Annotated in this window: 22 protein-coding genes; 15 read left to right on the forward strand and 7 right to left on the reverse strand. The window is 61.9% G+C overall.

Annotated elements, in window-relative coordinates:
* Positions 1 to 12: 12 nt before the first annotated feature.
* The 14 genes from BT116_RS02815 to BT116_RS02880 all read left to right on the forward strand — a co-directional run bounded on the left by BT116_RS02815 (position 13) and on the right by BT116_RS02880 (position 16094).
* Complete coding sequence (locus tag BT116_RS02815; RefSeq protein WP_072339817.1) at positions 13 to 1038, forward strand: polysaccharide biosynthesis/export family protein; 1026 nt, start codon at positions 13 to 15, stop codon at positions 1036 to 1038.
* A gap of 15 nt (positions 1039 to 1053) precedes the next feature.
* Complete coding sequence (locus tag BT116_RS02820) at positions 1054 to 2646, forward strand: GumC family protein (protein ID WP_072339818.1); 1593 nt, start codon at positions 1054 to 1056, stop codon at positions 2644 to 2646.
* Positions 2643 to 3746: a glycosyltransferase family 4 protein gene (locus tag BT116_RS02825; protein WP_072339820.1), complete on the forward strand. Its 1104-nt coding sequence runs from the start codon at positions 2643 to 2645 to the stop codon at positions 3744 to 3746. Before BT116_RS02820 ends, BT116_RS02825 begins: the two co-directional genes overlap by 4 nt.
* Positions 3743 to 5113 carry an O-antigen ligase family protein gene (locus tag BT116_RS02830; RefSeq protein ID WP_072339822.1) on the forward strand — a complete coding sequence of 457 codons (1371 nt, stop codon included), beginning with the start codon at positions 3743 to 3745 and terminating at the stop codon, positions 5111 to 5113. Before BT116_RS02825 ends, BT116_RS02830 begins: the two co-directional genes overlap by 4 nt.
* On the forward strand, positions 5110 to 6069 hold the full coding sequence (locus tag BT116_RS02835) for a glycosyltransferase family 2 protein (RefSeq protein WP_072339824.1): 960 nt from the start codon (positions 5110 to 5112) through the stop codon (positions 6067 to 6069). Before BT116_RS02830 ends, BT116_RS02835 begins: the two co-directional genes overlap by 4 nt.
* Complete coding sequence (locus BT116_RS02840) at positions 6062 to 7198, forward strand: glycosyltransferase family 2 protein (RefSeq protein ID WP_072339826.1); 1137 nt, start codon at positions 6062 to 6064, stop codon at positions 7196 to 7198. The genes BT116_RS02835 and BT116_RS02840 overlap by 8 nt, the downstream gene beginning before the upstream one ends.
* 12 nt (positions 7199 to 7210) lie before the next feature.
* Positions 7211 to 8215, forward strand: a complete 1005-nt coding sequence (locus tag BT116_RS02845) for a polysaccharide deacetylase family protein (RefSeq protein WP_072339828.1) — start codon at positions 7211 to 7213, stop codon at positions 8213 to 8215.
* A complete protein-coding gene (locus BT116_RS02850; RefSeq protein ID WP_072339830.1) occupies positions 8212 to 9516 on the forward strand; it encodes a lipopolysaccharide biosynthesis protein in 1305 nt (434 codons plus the stop codon). The genes BT116_RS02845 and BT116_RS02850 overlap by 4 nt, the downstream gene beginning before the upstream one ends.
* A gap of 41 nt (positions 9517 to 9557) precedes the next feature.
* Positions 9558 to 11534 carry a hypothetical protein gene (locus BT116_RS02855; RefSeq protein ID WP_072339951.1) on the forward strand — a complete coding sequence of 659 codons (1977 nt, stop codon included), beginning with the start codon at positions 9558 to 9560 and terminating at the stop codon, positions 11532 to 11534.
* Positions 11531 to 12220, forward strand: coding sequence for a GNAT family N-acetyltransferase (locus BT116_RS02860; protein WP_072339832.1), 690 nt, complete (start codon positions 11531 to 11533; stop codon positions 12218 to 12220). The genes BT116_RS02855 and BT116_RS02860 overlap by 4 nt, the downstream gene beginning before the upstream one ends.
* A gap of 81 nt (positions 12221 to 12301) precedes the next feature.
* A complete protein-coding gene (locus BT116_RS02865) occupies positions 12302 to 12991 on the forward strand; it encodes an N-acetyltransferase (protein ID WP_072339834.1) in 690 nt (229 codons plus the stop codon).
* Between the two features lie 5 nt (positions 12992 to 12996).
* Positions 12997 to 14175, forward strand: coding sequence for a GNAT family N-acetyltransferase (locus BT116_RS02870; protein ID WP_072339836.1), 1179 nt, complete (start codon positions 12997 to 12999; stop codon positions 14173 to 14175).
* Positions 14147 to 14938, forward strand: coding sequence for a carbohydrate deacetylase (locus tag BT116_RS02875; RefSeq protein WP_072339838.1), 792 nt, complete (start codon positions 14147 to 14149; stop codon positions 14936 to 14938). Before BT116_RS02870 ends, BT116_RS02875 begins: the two co-directional genes overlap by 29 nt.
* A 217-nt stretch (positions 14939 to 15155) precedes the next feature.
* On the forward strand, positions 15156 to 16094 hold the full coding sequence (locus BT116_RS02880) for an alpha/beta hydrolase (RefSeq protein ID WP_072339840.1): 939 nt from the start codon (positions 15156 to 15158) through the stop codon (positions 16092 to 16094).
* Between the two features lie 189 nt (positions 16095 to 16283).
* Here BT116_RS02880 and BT116_RS02885 read toward each other — a convergent pair whose 3' ends face one another.
* From BT116_RS02885 to BT116_RS02910, 6 genes are read right to left on the reverse strand one after another with little or no spacing between them, the layout of a single operon-like run.
* Positions 16284 to 18026, reverse strand: a complete 1743-nt coding sequence (locus tag BT116_RS02885) for an ABC transporter substrate-binding protein (RefSeq protein WP_072339842.1) — start codon at positions 18024 to 18026, stop codon at positions 16284 to 16286.
* A 48-nt stretch (positions 18027 to 18074) separates the two neighbouring features.
* Complete coding sequence (locus BT116_RS02890) at positions 18075 to 18347, reverse strand: DUF2160 domain-containing protein (RefSeq protein WP_041023708.1); 273 nt, start codon at positions 18345 to 18347, stop codon at positions 18075 to 18077.
* Between the two features lie 10 nt (positions 18348 to 18357).
* A complete protein-coding gene (locus BT116_RS02895) occupies positions 18358 to 19158 on the reverse strand; it encodes a carbohydrate ABC transporter permease (RefSeq protein ID WP_003203759.1) in 801 nt (266 codons plus the stop codon).
* A 10-nt stretch (positions 19159 to 19168) separates the two neighbouring features.
* Positions 19169 to 20035, reverse strand: coding sequence for a carbohydrate ABC transporter permease (locus tag BT116_RS02900; RefSeq protein ID WP_003179834.1), 867 nt, complete (start codon positions 20033 to 20035; stop codon positions 19169 to 19171).
* Positions 20032 to 21141 carry an ABC transporter ATP-binding protein gene (locus BT116_RS02905; protein WP_072339844.1) on the reverse strand — a complete coding sequence of 370 codons (1110 nt, stop codon included), beginning with the start codon at positions 21139 to 21141 and terminating at the stop codon, positions 20032 to 20034. The genes BT116_RS02900 and BT116_RS02905 overlap by 4 nt, the downstream gene beginning before the upstream one ends.
* Positions 21141 to 22235 carry an ABC transporter ATP-binding protein gene (locus BT116_RS02910; protein WP_072339846.1) on the reverse strand — a complete coding sequence of 365 codons (1095 nt, stop codon included), beginning with the start codon at positions 22233 to 22235 and terminating at the stop codon, positions 21141 to 21143. Before BT116_RS02910 ends, BT116_RS02905 begins: the two co-directional genes overlap by 1 nt.
* A gap of 355 nt (positions 22236 to 22590) precedes the next feature.
* Here BT116_RS02910 and BT116_RS02915 point away from each other — a divergent pair, with 355 nt between their 5' ends.
* Positions 22591 to 24435: a sigma-54-dependent Fis family transcriptional regulator gene (locus tag BT116_RS02915; RefSeq protein ID WP_018608201.1), complete on the forward strand. Its 1845-nt coding sequence runs from the start codon at positions 22591 to 22593 to the stop codon at positions 24433 to 24435.
* A gap of 194 nt (positions 24436 to 24629) precedes the next feature.
* Here the strand turns inward: BT116_RS02915 and BT116_RS02920 are convergent, their stop codons facing one another.
* The gene (locus BT116_RS02920) at positions 24630 to 25142 is read right to left on the reverse strand and encodes an anti-virulence regulator CigR family protein (RefSeq protein WP_063320343.1); all 513 of its coding nucleotides are present in this window, start codon (positions 25140 to 25142) and stop codon (positions 24630 to 24632) included.
* Positions 25143 to 25155: the final 13 nt, after the last annotated feature.

The following is a 25155-nucleotide window of genomic DNA, read 5'->3' on the forward strand; positions in this document are numbered from 1 at the left end:
AAGGATGACGAGATGAACGCCAGAATGCTTGTCCTGCTGTTGCTGCCGCTTGCCGGTTGCTCCAGCACCAGCGATACCCGCTCGATGCCGGTGCAGATCCTCACGGCCGCACCGGCCAACGCCCAGGCCACCGACATGCCCAAGGTCGAACAGACCCTGCGGCCTCAGGACGTGCTGGATGTGATCTTCCACATCAGCACCACCGGGCCCCAGGCCTATCGGGTGCAGCCGGGCGACCAGGTGGCCCTGAACTTCACCGCCGCCAGCCAGCTCAACGGCACGCAACAGGTGATGCCCGACGGCAGCATCGAACTGCCAGGGGCCAACACCTCAGTGAAAGTCGCCGGCCTGACCACCGACGAAGCCCGCCTGGCGGTCCAGCGTGCCTATGACCAGAAGATGCTGTTCCAGCCCAATCGCAACCAATTGACGGTAATGGTGACCAGCCCGCTGAGCAGCGAGACAAACCTGCGCAACACCCTGACCCACCCGGCCACTGGCATGAGCCGGGAGATCATCGTGGGCCGGGATGGTTACGCAAGCTTCCCGGAAATCGGTGCCGTGCCACTGCAAGGCATGACCGTGACCCAACTGGAAACCTTCCTCAACGAGCGCTACGCCCAGTTGCCAGGCCACATGACCGTCGACGTGCTGCTCAAGTCCACCGCCGGCAACGAGATCTATGTCCTCGGTGAGGTGGCGCAGCCTGGTTCCTACCCGATCCGCCGGCCGATCTCAGTCCTCGAGGCCCTGACCCTGGCTCGTGGCACCAACGTCAAGGCCCGGCTCGATTCGGTGGTGATCATGCGGCGCAACGGCAACCAGGTCGAAGCCCGCCACTACGACGTGGAAAAAGCCCTGAGTGGCGATGCCTCGCAGATCGCCTACCTGCAGCCGGAAGACATGCTGTACGTGCCCAAGACCGGCCTGGCCAAAGCCGGTGAAATGGCCCGGCAACTGGCCGACGTGGTGCTGTTCCAGGGCGTTGGCGTCAGCCTCGGCTACCGCCTCGACAACAAAAGCAGCGACAGCAACTGACCCAGGTGACCGATCATGAACCCCAAGGAAAACTATCTGCACGAGTTCTTCAGGATCTTCTTCGCCAACAAACAGTGGGTGAAGCGTATCTTCCTGATTTTCGCCGTGATCGCCCTGGTGCTGCCGTTGATGCTCAAGCAGAGCTTCGATATCACCGCCCAGGTGATCGTCCAGTCGAAAAAACTCTCCCAGGGTGACGCCACCACGTCGCTGAACCAGGAAAACGCCACCTTCATCCCGCCGTCCCTGGCGGACATGGAAACCGAAAGCAATATCCTGCGCTCGCCGGCGTTGATCCGGCAGACCATCAGCACCCTGCGCGACCAGGGCGAATACACGCCCAGCCCGGGCATCTTCAACAAATGGGTGAGCGATCCCTTCAAGCGTTACATCACCCAGCCCCTGCGCGAGTACGTCATCAACCCGTTGCGCGACGGCCTGGGGCTGGAGGTCGATCCGGTGCGCGACACCGTGCTCGATACGCTGACCGACGAGGCCATCGAAAACCTGAAGATCGAGACCCTGCCCGGCTCCAACGTCATCTCCATCGTCTACAGTTTCGGCGACCCGGCCCAGGGCACCCGGTTCGTGGCGCAACTGCTGCAGAACTACCTCAGCAGCCGCCAGGACCTGCAATCGATCGAACTGCCGCAGACCTTCTATGAGCAGAAGAAAGCCCAATACCAGACCCGCCTCGACGGCCTGGAAGGTACTCGGCTGGGGCTGTTGGAAAACATCGGCTCGTCCGATCCCAAGGAAGAAATCACCTTCCGCCTGAACGCCATCAACACCGAAGAACAGGCCCTGAACCTGTACCAGGATCGCCTGCTGCAAAGCCAACGCTGGCTCGATTACCTCAAGACCAGTCTGGCGGCGGCGAATAGCTCGCGGTTCAACGACTACACCTTCCCGTTCACCTTCACCACCACCGTGGACAACATTGCCTTCGAGGACCGGGAGATCAAACAACTGGGCGAGCAACTGACCAGCCAGGTCAGCCGCTACATGAATGACCTGGCGATCTTCCAGCCCAGCAGCGAACCGATGCTGCTGGCCCGGGAACAGATCGTCCGCACGCGCCAGCAGTTCCTGAAAGTGGTCAACAACCGGATCCAGGAACGCACCACCGATCTGGCGGTGGTCAGTTCGGTGATCAATCAGAAAGTCGAACGCATCGCCGCCTTCAAGGAGCGCATCCATCAGTTGCAGGAAACTCAAAGCAAGCTGCGGCAGATGGACACCGAGATCAACGCCTTGCATGCGGCCTTCTCCACCTACGCCCAGCGCTTCGCCGAAGCCAGCACCGCGCGCTCGCTGGACAATGACCTGTCCAACGCCCGGGTCCTGAGCCCGCCGTTCGAACCGACCGCTGCGGCCTTTCCCAAGCCGATGCTGATCATTGTCTTCGGCATGTTCACCGGCCTGCTGCTGGCGATCGCCCTGGTCTATGTGCGTGAGTTCTTCGACCATCGCTTCAAGCATCCAGCGCAAATCACCCAACAATTGGATGTGCCGGTACTGTTGGTGATCAACGAACAGTCCCCCGACAAGGTCAACCCGCACCGCAACTGGAGCCTGCCCAGCCTTGTCCATTGGGTGCGAAATTGAACGCGCCGTTCGGCCCGACCCGCCACAGCAGTCCCCTGTCGATCATTCATCTGCTCGACAGCGGCGGCTTCTATGGGGCCGAGCGGATGCTGCTCGATCATTGCCTGGCGACGCCTGGGCAGCACCAGGTGCTGTTCCTCGCGGCGCCACCCACCTTGATCAAGCGTTTTCGCCAGGCCGGGGTCGATTGCCGTCATTGCGCCAGTTGGGCCGAGTTGTTGCAGCACTTGCGCCAGCGCCGGGACGAGCGGCCGCTGATCAACACCCACAACTTCAAGGGGCTGTTGTTCGGCTGGTCCGCCGCCACGCTGCTGGGCCTGCCGCTGGTGATTACCCAGCATGGCTTCACCCCACGGAGCCCCAAGCAGCGCTTCTATACCTGGCTGAGCCTGCAACTGTGCCGCACCGCCTCGGTCAAGCGGGTCGTCTGCGTGGCCGAGAGCATCGCCACGCTGCATCGCCGGGCCAGCGTGCAGGCGGAAAAACTCGACGTCATTCCCAACGGCCTGCCAGCGGCCAGCACGTCGCTGGCCCATCGCGCCGACAAGCAACGCTGGCGGGTCGGCTACGTCGGCCGCTTGAGCAGCGAGAAAGGCCCTGACCTGTTTCTCGACGCCATGATTCCGCTGTGCCAGAAGCATGCGTCGCTACACGCGGTGATGCTCGGCGACGGCCCGGAACGCCAGGCGCTGCTCAAGCGCATCACCGACGCCGGACTGCCCACGCGTATCGAATTGCCGGGCTACCAGACGGACATGAACGCCTGGTGGAGTCGCCTCGACGCCCTGGTGATCAGCTCGCGCACCGAAGGCACCCCGATGATTCTGCTCGAAGCCATGCAGGCCGGCGTGCCGGTGGTGGCGTTCGGCGTCGGCGGCATTCCCGACGTATTGCAGGACCGTCATAACGGCCTGCTCGCGGCACCGGCCAACAGCGCGGAACTGGCGGCGCAGATCGAAACGCTGTTCAGCGAACCGCCCCTGGCGCGGATCCTGGCCGACAACGCGCGCCGCACCCAACAGGACCGCTACGACCTGCGCACGCTGGCCGAACGCTGGTCGCAGCTTTACATCCGCACGGCACGGGAGGCTCGCTCATGATTGTCCCGCTCTCGATCATCGGCCTGCTGGGTCTTGTGTCCCTGGCGTTGCTGGCCAGCCCTTATCCGTTCCTGGCACCAGGCGCAGTGCTCGGCCTGGTCGGCGTCGCCGTGCTGTACCGCAAGCCCGGCTGGGGTTTGCTAGGTATTGCCGCGCTGGTTCCGTTCGAAGGCCTGTTCAAGGACAACGCGTTTTCCGGCAGCAAATTCTTTGGCTTGGCGCTGATCCTGATTCTGATGTTGCAACTGGCCTTGCACCAGATTCCCGCGACACGCTTGCGCAGCAATATCTGGAAGCCGCTGATCGGCTTCATGGCGCTGTATGGCCTGAGCCTGTTGATCTCGGAAAGCATGGACCTGTCCCTGACCCATCTGCGAGAGCTGACGGTGGGGCTGATTCTATTCGTGATCACCTTGCTGATCGGTCGTGAACTGAACCTGGATCTGTTTGCCCGCCTGATGACGGTGAGCGTCTGCACCACGTGCGTGCTCGCGATGTTCTCGGCCAAATATCAGGATCAGGGCCGCGCTTCCGGCCTGCTGGAAGACCCCAACGCCTTTGCGCTGTTGATTGCGTTCACCGTACCGCTGGCCTTGTGGCTGGTACTGCGCAGTCCGAACCTGTTGCACCGATTGTTCTGGAGCGGGGGGGTTATCCTGTTGCTGGGCGGCATGACCAAGACCGAGTCGCGTTCCGGACTGGTGGTGCTGTTGCTCAGTCTGGTGATCGGCTTGTACCACTATCGTGCGCAGCTGCCGCGCATCCGTCCGCGGCACCTGGGCTTCGCCATGCTCGGGCTGGCGTTGTTGATTCCCGTGGCGGTCGCGGTGATGCCCGCCGGCTACGTGGCACGCATCCAGTCGTTGAGCATACTCAGCGCCGGCGTCAACGCCCACAAGGACGAATCCCTGGGCCGCCGCGCCTCGTACATCCTGGTCGGCAGCCAGATGATCCGCGAGAACCCGATACTCGGGTCAGGGCCCGGAACCTTCCCCCTGCACTACGCGCCCACCGGCTATGCCAAGGCGTTCTCGGCCAACCGCAAGCTGGGGGACCTGTATCGCCGGGCCCATAACACCTACCTGGAAATCTTCAGCGAAATCGGCGTTCCGGGCGGGCTGATGTTCGTCGGCATGATTGGCCTTGGCCTGTACAACCTGCTACACGCCCGACGCCTCTGGCTGCAACGCCGGGACTGGGCGCAGGCGGACCTGCTGACGCACCTGGGCACGAGTTTTCTCTCGCTGGCATTGTTCCTGATGTTCCTCAGTGCGCCGAACCACAAGTTGCTGTGGATCATGCTCGCCCTCACCAGTGTGTTGCGCTACGACGCTGAGCAGGCCGCGCCGCAGGAGGCTCGCCCATGAGCCGGGTCAGCATTGTGATCCCGATGTACAACGAGGCGCGTCACATCGGCCGTACGCTGTTGGCTGCGCAGGAAGCCGCGCGCCAGGCGCGGCTGGAGTGCGAATTGATCGTGGTGGACAACGGCTCCGACGACCATGGCCCGCGCATCGCCAACGAGTTGGGGGCACGGGTGTTGATCATGCCCGGCGTGCACATCGGCGCCCTGCGCAACCGCGGCGCCGCCGTCGCCAGCGGCGACTGGCTGGCGTTCATCGACGCCGACATCGAAATGCCGGCCGACTGGCTCAAGCTGTTGCTGGAGCTCGAAGGCCACCAGGGCGATGTGCTGGGCCTGGACCTGGACACGCCCCGGCAGGCACCGTGGTTCGCCGAAGCCTGGCAGCGCCGCAGTCAACGCCCGGCATCACGCCTCCTGCATCGGGTGCAGTGGCTGCCCAGTGCCAACTTGTTGATGCGCCGCCGTTGGTTCGAACGGGTCGGCGGCTTCGACGAGAGCCTGCGCACCGGTGAAGACAAGGACTTCTCCTGGCGCCTGCGCCAGGCCGACGCGCAATTGCTGCTGGTCAACGAAAGCGTCGCCCTGCACTGGGGCTACGAAGGCAGTTGGCGCGAGTGGATGAGCAAGGAACTGTGGCGCCAGGGCAGTCATTTGCAGCTGCTGCGCAGCCATGGTCCGAGCCTGCGCCTGTTGCGCTTCCCGGCGTTGTCCATCGGCGCCTGGGGCTTGGACCTGCTGGCGGTGCTCGCGTTGCTCCAGGGGCAGTTGCACCTGGCGCTGACGCTGTTGCTGATCACCTCGCTGCCGGCCTTGTTCCTCAGCCTGCGCCAGAGTCGGCGTGATCTGCGCCTGACACTTCAGCTATGGGCCTTGCATGGGGTGCGCCTGCACCTGACCGGCGCCGCACTGCTGCTCAATCTGTGTCATTGGAATGCCAGGAGACCTGCCCGTGGCTGAATTCATTTACTGGTCGTGCCTGTTGCTGCCGGTGTACGCCTACCTCGGTTATCCCTTGATGTTGAGCCTGCTGGCGCCGCTGTTTCCGGTGCGGCGCTACGCCAAGGCGCTTCCGATGGACGTGAGCATCGTCATTGCCGCCCACAACGAGGCGCGGCACATCGAGGAAAAGTTGCGCACCTTGCTGGCCCAGGATTATCGGGCCCGTTCATTGCGAATCATCCTCGCCAGCGACGGCTCCACCGACGACACGGTGGCCTGCGCACGCAAGGTGATCGACCCGCGCATCACCGTGCTTGACCTGCCGCGCCAGGGCAAAGCCGCCGCCCTCAATACCGGTGTCGCCCACAGCAGCGGCGAGATCCTGGTGTTCACCGACGCCGATAACCAATGGGCCAACGACACCCTCAGCCATCTGCTGGCGCCCTTGGGCGATCCGGAAGTCGGCGCCTGTGCCGGGCACATGGAAATCCCGGTGCCGGGCAAGGGCCTGAGCCTGGGCGACAGCCTGTATCGCCATTACGAAGGCTGGTTGCGTCGGGTGGAGAGTCGCACCGGTTGCATGGTCTCGGCCGACGGCGCGCTATTGGCCCTGCGCCGGGTGCTGTTCCAACCGATACCGGCCCAGGTCAACGATGACTTTTTCCTCAGCACCTGCGCGCCAGCTGCCGGCAAGTCCATCGTCTACGCCCCCATGGCCCGGGTGACCGACCAGGGCGTGGACGAAGCCGACAAGCAATTTCGCCGGCGCCAGCGGGTCACCGTTGGCGGGTTGCAGAGCCTGGCTCAGCGCCGGGAACTGCTCAACCCACTGCGCCATGGGCTCTACGCCATCGGGTTGATCAGCCACAAGTTGATCCGCCGCCTGGCGCCGGTGTTGCTGCTGCCGCTCTTGCTGAGCAATGCCTGGCTGTGGAACGACCATCCGTTCTATCGCCTGAGCCTGGTGGCGCAATTGCTCGGTTATGCCATGGCGCTGATCGGGTTGATGGACGCGCGCCACCGCCTGCCCCGGCCCTTTCGCCTGGCCGCATTCGTGCTGGTGACGCTGGCGGGCATGAGCATCGGGCTCTGGCAGTTCCTGCGAGGCCAGCGCTACAGCCAGTGGAACCCCGAACAGAACCGCTGAAGAGGACGGCCCATGTCAATCAAACAAGTCTTCAAGCGCACCGGCGGCTGGCTGTACCTGAACACGTCCCTGGGCCGCCACCCCCTGCGTGGCGCCGGCGTGATCCTGATGCTCCATCGTGTATTGAACAACGACCGCGCCGCCGAACTGCCCCACCGCAACGAACTGTGCGTGGGGCCCGAAGCGTTTGAACATTTGCTGATCTGGCTGCTACGGCATTTCGAGTGCGTGCCGCTGATGACCTTGTTGCTGGCCGATCCCGAAAACGTTCCGAACCGTCCGCGAGTGGCCCTGACCTTCGACGACGGTTGGCGCGACAACGCCATGAATGCCTTTCCGTTGCTGCGCCAATACCAGGTGCCGGCGAGTATTTTCCTCTCCACCGATTTCATCGGCAGTCGCCAGCACTTCTGGTGGGAAAGCATCGGCGAAACGTTGTGGGGCAGCCACGGCCAGGTGGCGCGACACTCGCTGATCGAGCACTTGCAACACGCCGGCCGCCCGTTGCCGGTGATGCTCGACGACTTGGATGTCGAGCGGCGCAGCCTGTCGCTGCTGCACTATTTGCAAAGCCTCAAGAGCCTCGAGCCGCGGGTCTTGAGCGACCTCACCCAAGCCTGCCCGCCGGGTTCACAACCCCAGGCCCTGGACTGGTCTCAGGTGCGCATGCTGGAAGACTCGGGGCTGATCCGCTTCGGTCCCCATGGCGCCAGCCACACAATTCTCACCGGGCTGAACGACCAGCGTCTGCACGAAGAACTGGCCCGCAGCCGGATCGCCCTGGAAAACGGCTGCGCTCAACCGCTGCCGGTGTATTGCTACCCCAACGGGGATAACGATGAGCGCGTACGCCAGCACGTGGCGGCCCACGGCTTTGCGTTCGCTCTGGGCACCGAGACGGGGCTGTATCGCCACGACGGCGACCCATTGAATCTGCCGCGCTTCGGCGTCAGCCAACGCAATGCCCATCATCCCGAATTACTGGCCTGGCGGATTCGCCGAGGGACACGCCCATGAGCCGCGCCCACTACCTCAAGCACCTGGCAATGAGCATGGGCACTCGCCTGGCGATGATCGGCCTGCGCCTGCTGCGCAACGTGTTGCTGGCACGGATTCTCGGGCCCAGCGAACGCGGGTTGTTTGCCTTGCTCAGCACCCTGCCGGACCTGATCAGCGCCGCCACCAGCGGTGGCCTGAATTCCGCCGTGGGTTATCAGGCGGCGCAGCAGCGCTCGATGGGGTTGTTGCTCAGCCAGGTGCTGGTCTTCGGCTGCCTGTTGGCCGGCTTGCTGACCTTGCTGGTGGTGGCGTTGGTGCGCGAGTTCGGCGGCGAACTGGACATCACCACGCAACTGGGACTGCTCGCCTGGCTGCTGTTGCTGGCCGTGCCGTTGACCGTGCTCAAGAGTGGTCTGCTGACGCTGCACAACGCCTCCGGTGGCGTGGGCGCCTTCAATGCCTTGCGCCTGATGGAATCCCTGGCGCCACTGGTGCTGTTCCTGGTGTTGTTCTGGATGTGGAAAGATGCGGCCCTGGAAGCGGCGCTGATCAGTTGGCTGGCGGGCCTGAGCCTGGTGGTGCTGGCCGGTTGGATGTGGTTGCGCCGCGATCATGTGGTGACCCTGCGCTGGGATCGCACCCATCAGAACGAACTGCTGCGCTACGGCGCCCGCAGCCACCCGGACCTGCTGTTCCAGCAAGTGCTGCTGCGCTCGGACTTCCTGTTCATCGGTGCCCTGCTGGGCAGCACGGCCCTGGGTCACTACGCCATGGCCAGCGCCGCCGCCGAATTGCTGCTGATCGTGCCGGAAGCCGTCACCACGCCGCTGATGAAACGCCTGCTGCAACAAGACAGTGACATGCAGCGCCTGACCCCCCTGGCCCTGCGCCTGACCGCCACGGTGATGCTCGGCGCTTGCCTGAGCATGGCGCTGATTGGCCAATGGCTGATCGTCACCTTGTTCGGCGCCGCCTACCAGCCGGCGTATCCCGCCTTGCTGGCATTGCTGCCAGGCCTGTTCGGGCTTTGCTACGCGAGCATCTTGCGTCTGGATCTGCTGGGCAAGGACCGCCCAGGTACGGTGTCGCTGTTGATGGGCGTGGGCGCGCTGCTGAATCTGGCGCTGAACCTGATCCTGATTCCCCGCTACGGCATCGTCGGAGCCGCCGCCGCGTCGTCAATCGCCTACCTGGGCGTGACCCTGGCACTGCTGGCGATGTACTGCCGCCTCAGCGGCGTGGCGCTGTGGCAGACACTGATCATCCTGCCCAGCGACTTGCTGCCGATGCGTCAGATGCTGCTGGGGAAATCGGCATGAGCATGGTTGCCCGCCAAACCGCCATCGCGAGCCTGCTCGCGATGGCGCCGGTGCTGCATGGGTGGAAAGTGAGCGCCGGCCTGTGCCTCTGGAGCCTGGCCTTGTTGGCCCATGGCGCGGCCATGCAATGGACCGGCATTCGCGACGGCAGCCTGTACCTGCAAACCGATCAACCGGACCAAGTGACCGTGCGCTGGGTACCCGCCTGGCAGGCCGACGCCAACACAGAATACCTGTACCTGCTCAACGGCCAAGGGCGTCTGGTGGGTGAACGCCTGATCAAGCCCGCCCAGGAACGTGGCGAGCAGCAGTGGCCTTTGCTGCCGGGGGCCGCCAGCTATCGCCTGGAAATTCCCGGCTACAGTTTCCGCCGCTACACCGTCGAACACGACGCCCATACCCGGGCGCTGTTCGCTCCGGCCAAGGTGCATTTCAACGCCGAAACCCACGACGGCGATGAGTTGTATTTCAAGGTCGCCCCCGGCGAACAGGCCGTGCTGGCGGGTAAGTTCCATGGCGGCGTGCGCAGCCTGCACGCCCGGCGCGTCACCGATGGCAAACAGGTGCAATTGAACCTCAAGCCGTATCCGGCCTATGGGCAGTTCGATCAAATCGCCCTGCCCGTCGCCAATGTCGAGCAAACCTGGCGCCTGCAATTGCAGGGCAACGGCAAGGCGGCATTCTGGCTGGATGGCACGGCGAACCTGTTCGCCCAGGACCCAGAGCATCTGCAACCGCTGCGCCAAGATCCGGGGCAGGTGCGCCTGAAACTCTATGGCGATGTCCTGGGAACAACCCCGAAACTGGGGGTCTACCTGCCCTACGTCATGCCTCCGCCATCGGCCTACCCGGTGATCGAAGCCCTCAAGCCCCAGGCCGCCAGCTACTACAGCCTGGTCGACATCACCGCAGACAGGCCGGACTATGAAAATCAGTTTCGGCGCCTGTACCAGGACCGCTTCGGCATCACCCGGGACATCACCCTGCTGGCCGGTAGCGCGCGCAAGGCCGACCTGCAGGCCGACCGCGTCAGCAACAACGGTTTGCAAGCCTGGCTCAAGGCAACCCGCGCCTTGGGCGGCAAAGGCATCCACTACCTCAGTTTCGCCGATGAGCCGAACCTCAACTACCCGGATTTCGCCAGCTACCAGCAGGTGTTCGAGAGCATGGCCAATCAGGTTCGCGCTATCCCCGCCAACGCCCATGCCGGGGTGCGCATAGCCATACCGGCCAGCTCCCGGTTCACCAATGGTCCGTTGGCGGAAAACGCCGCTGAGCGGCGCGGGATCGATTGGGCGCGGCGCTTGCTGGCCAAATACGGTGACCAGATCGACGCCCTGGCCTGGCATGAATGGATGATCCGCGACCTGCTGGCGACCCGGGTCTATCGCAACAGCGTGCGCCTAGCCGCTGACCTGGTGGGCCTGGACAGCAAGGGCCGGCCGAACAAGGCCTTGCTGCTGGACCAGACCAACATGTCCAGCGGCTCGAGCCTGAGCCCCTACGACCAGGAAACCCACTACGCCGCCTTGTGGTGGACGTCCGTGGTCATCAACGCCTCGGCCGACGGCTGGTTGGACATGCTCAACTGGTTCATGCTCGCCGACGAACCTGAATACCCCAAAGGCATGGTGCGAGTACTGGACGGCCAGCGCTTGGAACTCAAGCCGGTGGGTCTGGCCCAGCAGTTCATCCAACAGCATTGGCTCAACCAGGTGCTACGCCTGGATAACGACGCCTTCGAAGTCGACGTGTTGGCCATGGCCACCGACGCGAGGCGCAGCCTGCTGGGCGTGAACAAAAGCACGCGCCCGCAACAGGTCAGCCTGGACGCCGCGTCCTGCCCCCTGGCGCAAGCAGCGCTGGTGTATTTCGGCCCCGACAACCAGAGCCGCAGCGCCCCGTTCAACTGCGAGGCCGGGCAGATCCGTTTTCTCCTGCCAGGAGAAACCGTGTTTGCCCTGGGCTGGACCGCCCTCTCTTTTCCCCAACCCGCCACCCGTCAGGAGGCACCATGAGCGTTCTGCAAGCATTACGTGACGGCATTCAGAAAAAAGGCCTGCGTGCCGTCCTCAAACAACTGTTCAGGCGCTACGTGTTTTTCCACACCCGACTGGTGTGGCTGGAACACGATGTGCGGACCCCACTTCCCCCGCATAACCTCAAACCCTACCCACCGATGCGCCTGGAGTTCATCACGGTCAGCAATGCCGATGCTTTTGCCCGGCACTTCGGCGACCGCGTCGAAACCATGCGCGAGCTGGCGGCCGAAGGTTACATAGGCTTGATGTACCTGGATGCGCAGGGCGACACAGTGGGTTTCGCTTGGGCCAGTACACGGGACTATTTCGACCGTCATTTCTATCGCTGCAATTTTCCGATCAAGCCTGGCGAATATTTTCAATTCGGTGGCGAGGCGATCCGTGAGTACTGGGGTACCACTATATCCGCGGACATGCAGTTGGAAGTGTGGAAAGTCATGGCAGACCACGGTTGCAACACCATGGTCGATGTCTGCGATTTGCAAAACATCCAGGCGATCAAGATGCACCTGCGCATGGGCTTCCAGGAGCGCGGCAAGATCACCCACGTGTATCGCCTGTTCGGTCGCTGGCGGTTTTTCCGCGACACGTTCTACCGCGGCTCGGTACTGGACGCTTTTCGTAAACCGACCCCGCCGCGTGCATCGGCTGCCCCAGCCTGATGTGCATGGCGATTTAACCTCCCATCGCGAGCAAGCTCGCGATGGGGTCTTTCCCCAACCTGCCCCCCGCCAGGAGGCTCCATGAACGTTCTGCAAAAATTGCGTGATCAAATTCGGAAAAAAGGTCTGCGCGCCGTTCTGAATCAGCTGTGCAGACACTACCTGTATTTCCACGAACAGCTGGTGTGGATGGAACGCGATCTGGTCAGCCCGATACGGCCCAACAACCTCAGGCCCTATACGCCGTTGCGCCGGGAAATTATTACCACCCGAAATGCCGATGCCTTCGCCACGTACTTTGGCGACCGCGTCGAGACCATGCGCGAACTGGCTGCCGAAGGCCACACCGGGCTCATGTACCTGGACGACAAGGGCGACACCGTCGCTTTCATCTGGGGCAGTACACGGGACTATTTCGACCGCCATTTCTTTCGCTGCTGGTTCCCGGTCAAACCGGGTGAGTTCTTCGAATTCGGTGGTGAGCTGTACCGCGCTTACTGGGGGACCCAGCTGTCGGTGGATTTCCAGCTGGATCTGTGGAAAGCCATGGCCGAGAAGGGTTGCAACAAAGTGGTCGACGTCTTCGAGCTGAGCAACATTCCAGCCGTCAAGCTGCACCTACGCATGGACTATCAGGAGCGCGGCCAGATCACCCATATGCATTGCTTGTTCGGCCGCTGGCGGTTCTTCCGTGACACGTTTTACACCGGCTCGGTCCTGGACTCTTTTCGTAAACCGGCCAAACCGGTTCCATCCACTGCGGCGGCCTGACCTCCATGACCATCCGGTTCCAATGGTATCGCTCCCTGGGCGCGGCGGAGTTTCCTGTATCAGCTTATGAACGGCTGCGAACCCAGGTGGCCGACGCAACACCGTTCAACACCCTGGCCTGGCTGCAAGCAGCGGAATTTGCCCTGTTGCCTGATCAGCAATTGCATGTGTTACTGGGCTGGCAGGATCAGGATTTGTTGCTATGCCTACCCCTGCTTTCGGGACGTGAGCGTATCGGCGGACTGCGGTTCCGGGTGTTGCATCACTTGGGTTACCCCTTGGCCGACCGCATCGCCCTGCTGGTGCGCCTGGATGCCGAAGGCATGGGCCAGGCGCTGATGCAGATCCGTCAGCAGGTGCCCCACGCGATGTTGCAACTCAATGAAGTGGTGGATCCGGTTGGTGAGCAAAGCGTCCTTAGCGCCTGGATGGCACTGAGCTCCACCGGGGAGCGGCGGCTCAGTTGCAGGGTTCCGGTGCACTTGATCAGCGACAGTGATCATCAGGAAGTCTCTGGCGATCCACGCTACAAGCTGCGTCGGGCGCGCAAACGGATCGCCGCTTGCGGTGCCGAAATCCGTCGAGTGACGCCGGACGCCATCAGCATGGGACAGCTGTTGCGAGCCCTGGCCGACGTCGAGGCCGCCAGCTGGAAAGGCGAGGGAGGCGTCGGCATCTTCGCCGACCCCAGGCGCCGGCAATGGATGACCCATGCCTTCACCGCCCTCGCCGCCCAGGGCCTGGTGCGGGTGGTGCTGTTGGAGCTGAACGGTGAATGCATCAGCTATCGCCTCGGCCTGCTGGACCAAGGCCGATTGTATGATTACAACCTGGCGTTCCTGCCGCAGCACGCCGACCTGGGCAGCGGCCGGGTATTGCTCGAAGAGTGGATTCGCTGGGGACTGGACGAAAACTGGCGGTGGATCGATGCGTCACGGGTCAGTCTCGATAATTCCAGCCATCAATTGCACGAACGCATGACCGGACAACTGGAGCACTGGCGTTGGAGTTTTTATTCCTGGCAACCCGATGGCCTGATCCTCGGGCTCGCCTTGCGACTCTGGAAAAGTCTTAAACCCTGGCTTCGTAAACACCCACCCCCCAAAAAAACGGCGACAGATTCATCCTCTATCCCCAAGGAACAGGAGAACTCACATGCCCCGCCAAGTGATCATCAACGCTGACGACTTCGGGTTGTGCTTCAGCGAAAACGCGACCATCGTTAGAGCCTTCGAAGCAGGGCTGATCAGTTCCGCCACCCTCATGGCCAATACGCCCGGCTTCGAACAAGCCTGTGTATTGGCCCGACAGCACCGGCTCAAAGGGCGCATCGGCCTGCATTTCAATCTCAGCCATGGGCAGCCGTTGAGCCAGGCCATACAATCACGCCCGGCGTTTTGCGATGCGGACGGCCAGTTCAACTTCAGCCTGTCCCGCTATTGCCTGCACCTGGGCTCAAAGGACCGCGCCGCCATACAGGACGAACTCCAGGCGCAATGGCAACGCTGCCTGGACCACGGACTGCGCCCAAGCCACCTCGACTCCCATCAGCACGTACATAACATCTGGCCCATCGGAGCATTGGTGGCGCGCTTCGCTGCGCGGCAAGATGTACCCATTCGCCTGGCGCGCAACCTCGGAGCCAACCTGAATCTCCCCAAGCGCATCTTCAAGACTTTGCTCAACCGCCGCCTGCGTCGTTTATGCGGCTCGACGGCCGACTATGTGTGCACGCCAACCGACTTGCAGCACGCCGCGGCACCGGACCATGGTTTGCTGGAAGTGATTGTTCATCCAGTGCAATTGGATGGTGATTTCGGCGACACCTACCTGGCTCCTGGCTGCTCGTTGACCCAGGTGCTGAATCAGCGACTGGCGGGGGTGCCGAAGGTGGGGTATGGCAACACTGAACGGGCATTTGAGCTGGTTCAGTTTGAGGAGGCGTAATGACCCCTCTGCCATAGAGGCTTGATGGTAGGGAGGGGATTCACTCCCTACCCACTAGATGCTCAGTCAGCGCAGCCCCCCCGCGCCAGCGAGGCACGGAGAGGGATTTTCCAGGGTCTAAAAGCGCGCTTCAGACGAATGACAGTCGAAAATCCCTGCGCCGTTTTCAGAGAATCTGCTACAAGGCATCTTCGGTTTCGACTAGCGAATGGCATCGATGTCTTCACTCTTACTTTCTGGCCTGAAACGCCGCTGGTTGGCCTGGCTGTGCATGGGCGCATTAGTGCTCGGCCTGCCGGTGGGCTGCGCTGTGTTACAGCACAAGGAACGGGAGCTGGTCTTTCGGATCGAGCCGGGCACGGCGACCTGGTTCAGTGGTTTGCCGAGCGGTGTACAGGAATTCGATCTCAAGCCCAAGAGTTTCAAGGCCGGGGAAAATATCCACGGCTGGTGGTGGCCGGCCGAACGCAAGAACGCACCGGCGATCCTGTACTTGCACGGTGTGCGTTGGAATTTGACCGGCCAGTTGTTTCGTATCCAGCAACTGAGGGCGCTGGGTTATTCGGTGCTGGCTATCGATTATCGTGGCTTTGGCAAAAGCCATGGGGATCTGCCGTCGGAAGCCAGCGTCTATGAGGATGCACGCATCGCTTGGGAACGCCTCAAGGTACTGCAACCGGACCCGGCCCTGCGGCTGATCTACGGTCATTCTCTGGGCGGTGCCGTCGCGGTGGACCTCGCTGCGCAGTTGGGCCAGGAGGCCGCGAAGAATGGCGCGGCCCAGGTCCGCGGCCTGATCATCGAATCCACGTTCACCTCCCTGGGCGATGTCGCCACCGCGATGGCAAATACGTCCCTGCCGGTGCGCTGGCTGTTGTCGCAGAAATTCGACTCCATCGACAAAATCGGCGAGATCAACATGCCGCTGCTGGTGGTCCATGGCTCTGCCGATCGTTACGTCCCGCCGCGCTTCAGCGAGCAACTGTTCAACGCCGCCCGGGAGCCCAAGCGCCTGCTGCTGGTGCCGGGGGCGACGCATAACAACAGCATGAGCCTGGCGGGCAAAAACTACCGGCAGGCATTGAATGCCCTGATGAAAAGCCCACCATCGCCCGTGGCCGGAAACGCCTTGGCCAGCCCGGCCAAAGCGGGTTGATCACTCCCTCGCGGCAAGCTGACCCGCCGCCTTCGCGAGCAAGCTCGCTCCCACAGGGGATTTGTGGCGCATGCGAGGTCTGTGAGCGACGCGGAAAAATTGTGGGAGCGAGCTTGCTCGCGAAAGCGGTGCAAGCGCACGCAAAAAAAACGGCACCTTTCGGTGCCGTTCGTTTTCACGCTTGGGGTTTTACTTGCGTGCTGCCTCCCACGATTTCAACAGCTCGGTGTAGCTCACTGTTTCACCTTTAGGCTTCTCGTTCGCCAGTTTCGGCTTCGGTGCGCCCGGTTGGTCGAACCAGTATTGCGCGTCGCGCTCGGGGTTCATTTTCGGGGCGCAGGTGGCTTGGGCCTTGGAGCGTTCCAGGCGCGTCATGATCGCATCCTGGTCCTTGGCCAAGCCATCGAGGGCCTGCTGCGGGGTCTTCTCGCCACTGGCGGCTTCGGCGATGTGGCTCCACCACAGCTGAGCCAGGCGTGGATAGTCCGGCACGTTGGTCCCGGTCGGGGTCCATTGCACGCGGGCCGGGCTGCGGTAGAACTCCACCAGGCCACCGAGTTTCGGCGCCAGGTCGGTCATCGCCTGGGAGTTGATGTCCGACTCACGAATCGGCGTCAGGCCAACGATGGTCTTCTTCAGCGACACGGTCTTGGACGTCACGAACTGCGCATAGAGCCAGGCCGCGAGTTTCTGTTTCTCCGGCGTGGACTTCATGAATGTCCAAGACCCCACGTCCTGATACCCCAGCTTCATGCCCTGCTCCCAATACGGACCACGCGGCGAAGGCGCCATGCGCCATTTCGGCGTGCCATCGGCGTTCACCACCGGCAGGCCCGGCTTGGTCATGTCGGCGGTAAACGCGGTGTACCAGAAAATCTGCTGGGCGATGTTGCCTTGGGACGGTACCGGACCAGACTCGGAGAAGGTCATGCCTGCCGCTTCCGGCGGCGCGTACTTCTTCAGCCAGTCCACGTACTTGGTGGTGGCGAACACCGCTGCAGGGCCGTTGGTATCACCGCCACGGGTGACACTGGAGCCGACCGGATGGCAGTCTTCGACGCGAATACCCCACTCGTCCACCGGCAGACCGTTGGGCAGGCCCTTGTCGCCGCCGCCAGCCATGGAGAACCAGGCATCGGTGAAGCGCCAGCCCAGGGAGGGGTCTTTCTTGCCATAGTCCATGTGACCGTAGATACGCTTGCCGTCGATTTCCTTGACGTCTTCGGAGAAGAACTTTGCGATGTCTTCATAGGCCGACCAGTTCACCGGTACACCCAGCTCGTAGCCGTATTTTTCCTTGAACTTGGCCTTCAGCTCCGGGCGCTCGAACCAGTCGGCACGGAACCAGTACAAGTTGGCGAATTGCTGGTCGGGCAGCTGATAGATCTTGCCGTCCGGCGCAGTGGTGAAGGAAATGCCGATGAAGTCCTTGATGTCCAGGGTTGGCGAAGTGTAAGCCTTGCCTTCGTTGGCCATCAGGTCGGTGATCGATTCGGTCTTGCCGTAGCGAAAGTGCGTACCAATCAGGTCCGAATCGTTGACCCAGCCGTCATAGATGTTCTTGTCCGACTGCATCACCGTCTGCATCTTTTCCACGACGTCGCCTTCTTGCAGCAGGTCGTGGGTCAACTGGATCCCAGTGATTTCGGTGAAGGCCTTGGCCAGTACCTTGGACTCGTATTCGTGAGTGGTGAGGGTTTCCGACACCACGTTGATCTTCATACCGCGAAACGGCTCGGATGCCTTGATGAACCATTTGAGTTCTTCAAGCTGCTGCTCGGCTGTCAAGGTAGACGGCTTGAATTCACTGCCGATCCATTTTTTAGCGGCGTCTTCATAGGCGTCGGCCCAGGCCGCAGCACTCAGCCCGCTGAGTGCCAGCATGGCTGCCAATGAAACGCTATGTCGCAGCTTATTGTTTTTATTGAACATAGAGACCTCCTGTTTGGGTTTAAGAGCCTGATCGGCGAACCTTCGCGACTAGCCCCACCGCATCACTGCCAACAGCCACACCCAAGACAGCGCGAACGCTATCCAGATGCTCCAGTCGGTGGCGCCGATTACCAGCAGGTGCAGGTAGGCGCTACCGAGAAGACCGATAAACAACCGATCGCCACGGGTCGTGGTAATCGGCAGGAAACCACGCCGAGGGATGCTCGGCGAACGCAACTCCCAAGTGGTCATGCCTGCCAGAAATAAGGCGATAACCCCGAAAAATACCGCCGTGGGCGCGGTCCAGTTCATCCATTCCATCATCGACTCCTCAGACCCGGCCCAGGGCGAAGCCCTTGGCCACGTGGTTGCGAACGAACCAGATCACCAGCATGCCCGGCAGGATGGTCAACACCCCCGCCGCCGCCAGCACGCCCCAGTCGATACCGGACGCCGACACCGTACGGGTCATGACCGCCGCGATCGGCTTGGCATTCACCGAGGTCAACGTCCGAGCCAGCAACAGCTCGACCCAGGAAAACATGAAGCAGAAGAATGCCGTGACCCCGATGCCGGAGCCGATCAACGGAATGAATATCTTGGTGAAGAACTTGGGGAAACTGTAGCCGTCAATGTAGGCGGTCTCGTCAATTTCTTTCGGCACCCCGGACATGAACCCTTCGAGGATCCACACCGCCAATGGCACGTTGAACAGGCAGTGGGCCAGGGCCACGGCGATGTGGGTATCGAACAACCCGATGGACGAATACAGCTGGAAGAACGGCAACAGGAACACCGCCGGAGGAGCCATGCGGTTAGTCAGCAGCCAGAAGAACAGGTGCTTGTCACCCAGGAATCGGTAACGGGAAAACGCATAGGCCGCCGGCAACGCGACGCACAGGGAAATCACCGTGTTCAGGCTCACGTAGTACAGCGAGTTGAGGTAACCGGTGTACCAGCTCGGGTCAGTGAAGATCACCTTGTAGTTGTGGAACGTGAAATCCTGGGGCCACAGGGTCAGGCTGCCGAGGATTTCGGTGTTGCTCTTGAACGACATGTTCAGCAGCCAGTAGATGGGCACCAGCAGGAACAGGATGTAGATCAGCAGGGGTATCAGCTTTCTCTTGCTCATCGTGCGGGCCTCAACGGTTGGCGTCGGAGTGCGTCATGGCGGTGTAGAACAGCCAGGACACCAACAGAATGATCAGGAAGTACACCAGGGAAAACGCCGCCGCCGGGCCCAGGTCGAATTGGCCGATAGCCATCTGCGTCAGGGTCTGGCTGAGGAACGTGGTGGCATTGCCCGGCCCGCCGCCGGTGAGTACGAACGGCTCGGTGTAGATCATGAAACTGTCCATGAAACGCAGCATCACGGCGATCAGCAACACGCTCTTCATCTTCGGCAACTGGATGTGCCGGAACACCGCCCAGCTGGAGGCCCGGTCGATCCGCGCGGCCTGGTAGTAAACGTCGGGAATCGCCCGCAGACCCGAGTAGCACAGCAGCGCCACCAGCGAAGTCCAGTGCCAGACATCCATCACCAGCACGGTGACCCAGGCGTCCATGGTGTTGGCCGCATAGTTGTAGTTGATGCCCAGGCCGTTGAGGGTCGAGCCCAGCAAACCGATGTCGGCGCGACCGAAAATCTGCCAGATGGTGCCCACCACGTTCCACGGGATCAGCAGTGGGATCGCGAGGATGATCAATACCAGGGACGACCATTTGCCCTTGGTCGGCATGGTCAGGGCGATGGCGATGCCCAGGGGGATTTCAATCAGCAGCACGCACGCCGAGTAGATGAACTGGCGCAGCAGCGAGTCATGCAGCCGCGGATCGAGCAGCACCTGCTTGTACCAGTCGGCCCCGACGAAGTAGCGGCTGGACTGGTCGAAGATGTCCTGCACCGAATAGTTGACCACCGTCATCATCGGGATCACGGCACTGAAGGCCACCAGTAGGAACACCGGCAATACCAGCCACCACGCCTTGTTGTTCTGCACCTTGTTCATGGCTGCACCTCGCTCAACGGTTCCAGCAAATACTCATCGGCATAGACCATCAGCCATTGGCCCGGAAAACTGATGTACGCCGTACCTTCAGGCACGGGCTTGTCTTCGGCCAGCCGTACTTTCAGCGGTACGCCATCGAGGTTGAGGGTCAGGATCTTGTAGGTGCCCAGGTCTTCGACGTGGACCACGTCAGCCCGCATCGCGTCGTCGTAAGGGCCATCCCAGACATGCACGAACTCGGGGCGGATACCGACCTTCAGGCTTTTGCCTTCGGCTTCGGCGACCCGGCTTTGCAAGGTTTCCGACAGCGGCAAGTGCGTCGAGGCGAAGCCGACGCCACCGGGCTGTGCCGTGACCTCGATCAGGTTCATCCCCGGGCTGCCGATGAAGTAGCCGACAAAGGTGTGGCTCGGGCGCTCGAACAAATCCCGGGGCGTGCCGAACTGCACGATCTGGCCGCCGTACATCACCGCGATCTTGTCGGCGAACGTCGAGGCTTCCAACTGGTCGTGGGTGACGTAGACCATGGTGATGTTGAACTGCTCATGAATCTGCTTGAGCTTGCGCCGCAGTTTCCATTTCAGGTGCGGGTCGATCACGGTCAGTGGCTCGTCGAACAGGATCGCCGACACATCGTCACGCACCAGCCCGCGGCCCATGGAGACTTTCTGCTTCTCATCGGCGGTGAGGTTGCGGGCCTTTTTGTCCAGCAGGCTCTGCAGGTCCAGGACCTCGGCGATTTCCTGGACCTTGGTGTGGATCCTGGCCTCGGCCATGCCCTGGTTACGCAGCGGGAACGCCAGGTTGTCGAACACGGTCATGGTGTCGTACACCACCGGGAACTGGAACACCTGGGCGATGTTGCGCCGCTCCGGGGTCAGCTCGTTGACGATCTTGCTGTCGAACATCACCTGCCCTTCGGAAGGGCTGAGCAATCCGGAAATGATGTTGAGCAACGTGGACTTGCCGCAGCCCGAAGGTCCGAGCAGCGCATAGGCGCCGCCCTGCTCCCAGATGTGGTTCATCTCGCGGATCGCGTAGTCCTCGGGGCCCGCCGGAGTGCTGGTGTAGCTGTGGGCGAGGTTCTGCAAACGAATTTCGGCCATCAGGCAACCCTCGCGATACGCTGCCCTGGGGCTTGGACCAACTTGCCCTGGGCGTCGAAGACAAACAGTTTATGGGTCGGGATGTAGATGCGGATCGGCGCATCCACGTCGTACTCATGCACCCCTGGCAAGTGCAGCACCAGCAGGAAATGTTCATTGCGCACGTGCAGGAAGGTCTCCGAGCCACTGATCTCGGCCACCTCGACGGTCACCGCCATTTCGAGGTCGTCGTCATTGCTCGGCACCAGGGAAATATGGCTGGGGCGCACGCCGAAACGGAACTCACCCTCGCCCACCGGGCGCAGGTCGACGTTCAACGGAAAGTGCACGAAATTGGCGAAGCTGACTTCGTTGCCGGCGATACGACCCGGCATGAGGTTGATCGGTGGTTCGGAGAACAATTCGGCGGCCAGCACGGTTTGCGGCTGGTGATACACAGAGGACGATTTGCCGCTCTGGATCACCCGGCCCTCATGCAGGATCGTGGTGGTGCCCCCCAGGGCCAACGCCTCGTTGGGCTCGGTGGTCGCGTAGACAGCGATGGTATGGCGAGCCTGGAACAGCTCGCGCATTTCCTGGCGCAGCTCTTCACGCAGCTTGTAGTCCAGGTTCACCAGTGGCTCGTCGAACAGGATCAGTTCGGCGTCCTTGACCAAGGCCCGGGCCATGGCCGTGCGCTGCTGCTGGCCGCCGGACAATTCCAGCGGATGGCGCTGCAGGAATTTCTCGATGCGTAGCATCCTGGCGGTTTCCAGCACCTTGCTCTGGATCACCTCGTTGGACACACCGGCCTGGCGCAACGGCGAGGCGATGTTTTCGAAAACAGTCATGGTCGGGTAGTTGATGAACTGCTGGTAAACCATCGACACATTGCGCAGCCGCACCGGGCGGTTGGTGACGTCGACGCCGTTCATCAGGATGCGGCCGCTGTCGGGTTTGTCCAGACCGGCCATCAGGCGCATGAGACTGGTCTTGCCGGACAGCGTACGGCCCAACAGGACGTTGAAGGATCCGGGTTCGAAACTCAGATTGGCATCGTCGATCCAGGTCTGGCCTTCGACGGTGCGACAGATGTGCTCAAGCTTTAATGACATGGCTCGGCCTTTTTATTATTGGAGTCAAGCGACCCGAGTTAGAAAGCGAAAGCCGTGCCAGAAATTACAAACCATTGATCTGAAAGAAATTTCCATTTATCCACTGGAAAAAGACGTTCGTTGATGAACACAAGTGAACAATCAGAAATGAACAATTGAACAACGTGCGGGTTGACAATGAACAATTTTGAACAACACTGAAAGAACGTTTTCGGCTAGCCTGGCCATGCCCTTGTGGGAGCTTGCTCGCTCCCACAAGGGTTTGTGTATGAAGTGGTATTCAGGCCTGCCCCAGCACAAGGCGTCTGTGCGAGACTTGCCACAACAATAAAAACAGCTCCTGCGAGAGTGCCCCATGGCCGCACCTGCTCCAGCCTTGTCCCACGAGGCCATCATCCAGGCCTCCTGGTCCCGTTGCCGCGCCTTCGGCCTGAACCATCAAAGCGTGCCGGCCTTCGACCAGTTGCCCGCCCAAGGCATCGCCCAGTTGCTGGAGAGCCAGCATTCGCTGGTGCAGACCACTCACCAGGAAGTCTTGCCGTACTACGAAAACATCCTGAGCAACTCCAACTGCCTGATCATGCTGGCCGACAACCAGGGCCAAGTGCTGACCTCCTGGGGCACCCAGCGCTTCATCGAACCGAAACTGGCCCATGGCTTCAGCGCCGGGGCGAGCTGGATGGAGCGCTGCACCGGCACCAACGCCATCGGCACCGCGCTGGCCTGCGAACAGGCGGTGCACATCGAACACGATGAACACTTCCTCAAGGCCAATCGCTTCATGACCGGCTCCGCCGCGCCGATCTTCGATGCCGAGCGCAAGGTCATCGCCGTGCTGGACGTCTCCAGCGACAGCTACCTGCCGCCCTCCCACACCCTGGGCATGGTCAAGATGATGAGCCAGACCGTGGAGAACCGGCTGATCCTCAACCTGTTTCGCGGTGAACACTTCCAACTGACCTTCAACACCGGCCTGAACAACCTTGACAGCCAATGGGCCGGACTGCTGATTTTCGATGAGAGCGGCCAGGTCCTGTCCGCCAACCGTCGGGCCGACAACCTGCTGGGCCTGAGCCTGTCGCGGGTCAGCATCGAAAGCCTGTTCAAGGTCTCGCTGCTGGAACTGCTGAACCAGCCCGACGGCCTGCCGTTCGCCCTGCAAGCATCCGGTAGCAACCGGTTCCAGTGCTTGCTCCGGCGCCCGAGCCAGGTGTCGATCAAGGCTCGCGTGTTCACCGAAACAGCACCTGCGCCGGCCCCCGCCAGCAACGCCATCAGCCTCAACACCCTGCACTTCGGTGACAGCCGCGTGGAGAAAGCCGTGCGCCAGGCCGAGCGCTTGCTGGAGAAGGACATTCCGCTGCTGATCCACGGCGAGACCGGTGTCGGCAAGGAAGTCTTCGTCAAAGCACTGCACCAGGCCAGTTCACGCTGCAAGCAGCCGTTCATTGCCGTCAACTGCGCAGCGATCCCCGCCGAGTTGGTGGAGTCGGAACTGTTCGGCTACGAAAAAGGCGCCTTCACCGGCGCCAACCAGAAAGGCAGCATCGGCCTGATCCGCAAGGCCGACCGGGGTACGTTGTTCCTCGACGAGATCGGCGACATGCCCCTGCCAACCCAGGCCCGGCTGCTGCGGGTCTTGCAGGAACGTTGCGTGCAACCGGTGGGCAGCGCCGAGCTGTTCCCGGTGGATATCCGCATCATTTCCGCCACCAACCGCTCGCTGCGTGAACAGGTGCAACTGGGGCGGTTTCGCGAAGACTTGTACTACCGCATCGGCGGCCTGACCCTGGAGCTGCCACCGCTGCGCGAACGCAGCGACAAACAGGCCCTGTTCAAACGCCTCTGGGAACACCACCGCGAACCGACCCAATGGGCCGGCCTGAGCCGCGAGGTACTGGACCTGTTCGAACGCCATCCATGGCCGGGCAACCTGCGACAGGTCAGCAGCGTGCTGCAAGTGGCCCTGGCAATGGCCGAGGAACAGCCGATCCGCCCGGAACACCTGCCCGACGACTTCTTTGTCGACCTTGAAATGGAACCGGTGGAAACGCCTGAGCCGCTGACGGTGGACCTGAACGATGCCGAGGACCTGAACCGTCAGTTGCAGGCAGTGGGCGGGAACATTTCACACCTGGCGCGACGGCTGGGCGTCAGCCGCAATACCTTGTACAAACGGCTGCGGCAACTTGAAAGCTGATACGAAACCCTGTCCCACAAGGGGTTAGTGGTGAATACCCGCGAAACTGTGGGAGCTTGCTCGCGATAGCGTCAGTTCAGCCAATGATGAAGTGACTGAAACGACGCCATCGCGAGCAAGCTCGCTCCCACAAGAGGTTCGTTCCACTGACTGGCACCACTGCGAAGAGGTTGCCATTGAGTTGGAACACCGGGTCAGTCGAACGCGCCATTGAGCACTTCATAGATGATGCCAGTGGCGATCGCCACCAGGATCAGGTCCGTGCCGACCTGCTGCCATTCATAACCGTCATAGTGCGGCAACCGCCCCAGCAGCCGGCCATCAAGCTTCTTGGCGATGCCGGGGGGCAACGGCTTGCCTCGGGCCAGGTTTTTCTGGATGCCTGGCGGCAACGCCGGGCCGGGGCTCCAGTAATCGCGATAGCCGCCAATCACACCCAGGATGCCGCTGCGGTCGAGGCTCGGGCCGTTATGCCAATCGCCGCCGCCGCCACCTTGGTTGCCTTTGCCGCCCTGGTTGCCCTTGTTGCCGGGATTGCCTTGACCGCCCTTGTTGCCTTGCCCGCCTTTGCCTCCCTGCCCGTGGCCAGGACCTTGATCGAATTGAGCATTCCCCTTGCCGTTGCCCGGGTCCGCGACAACAATGCCTGGGCCAGCCGCCAGGGCGAAACACGTCACTGCAGCAATCAACGAGCGCGATTTGAACATGACAGTTCTCTCA

It is taken from the genome of Pseudomonas sp. NFACC16-2, assembly GCF_900119205.1.
Taxonomy (GTDB): domain Bacteria; phylum Pseudomonadota; class Gammaproteobacteria; order Pseudomonadales; family Pseudomonadaceae; genus Aquipseudomonas; species Aquipseudomonas fluorescens_Q.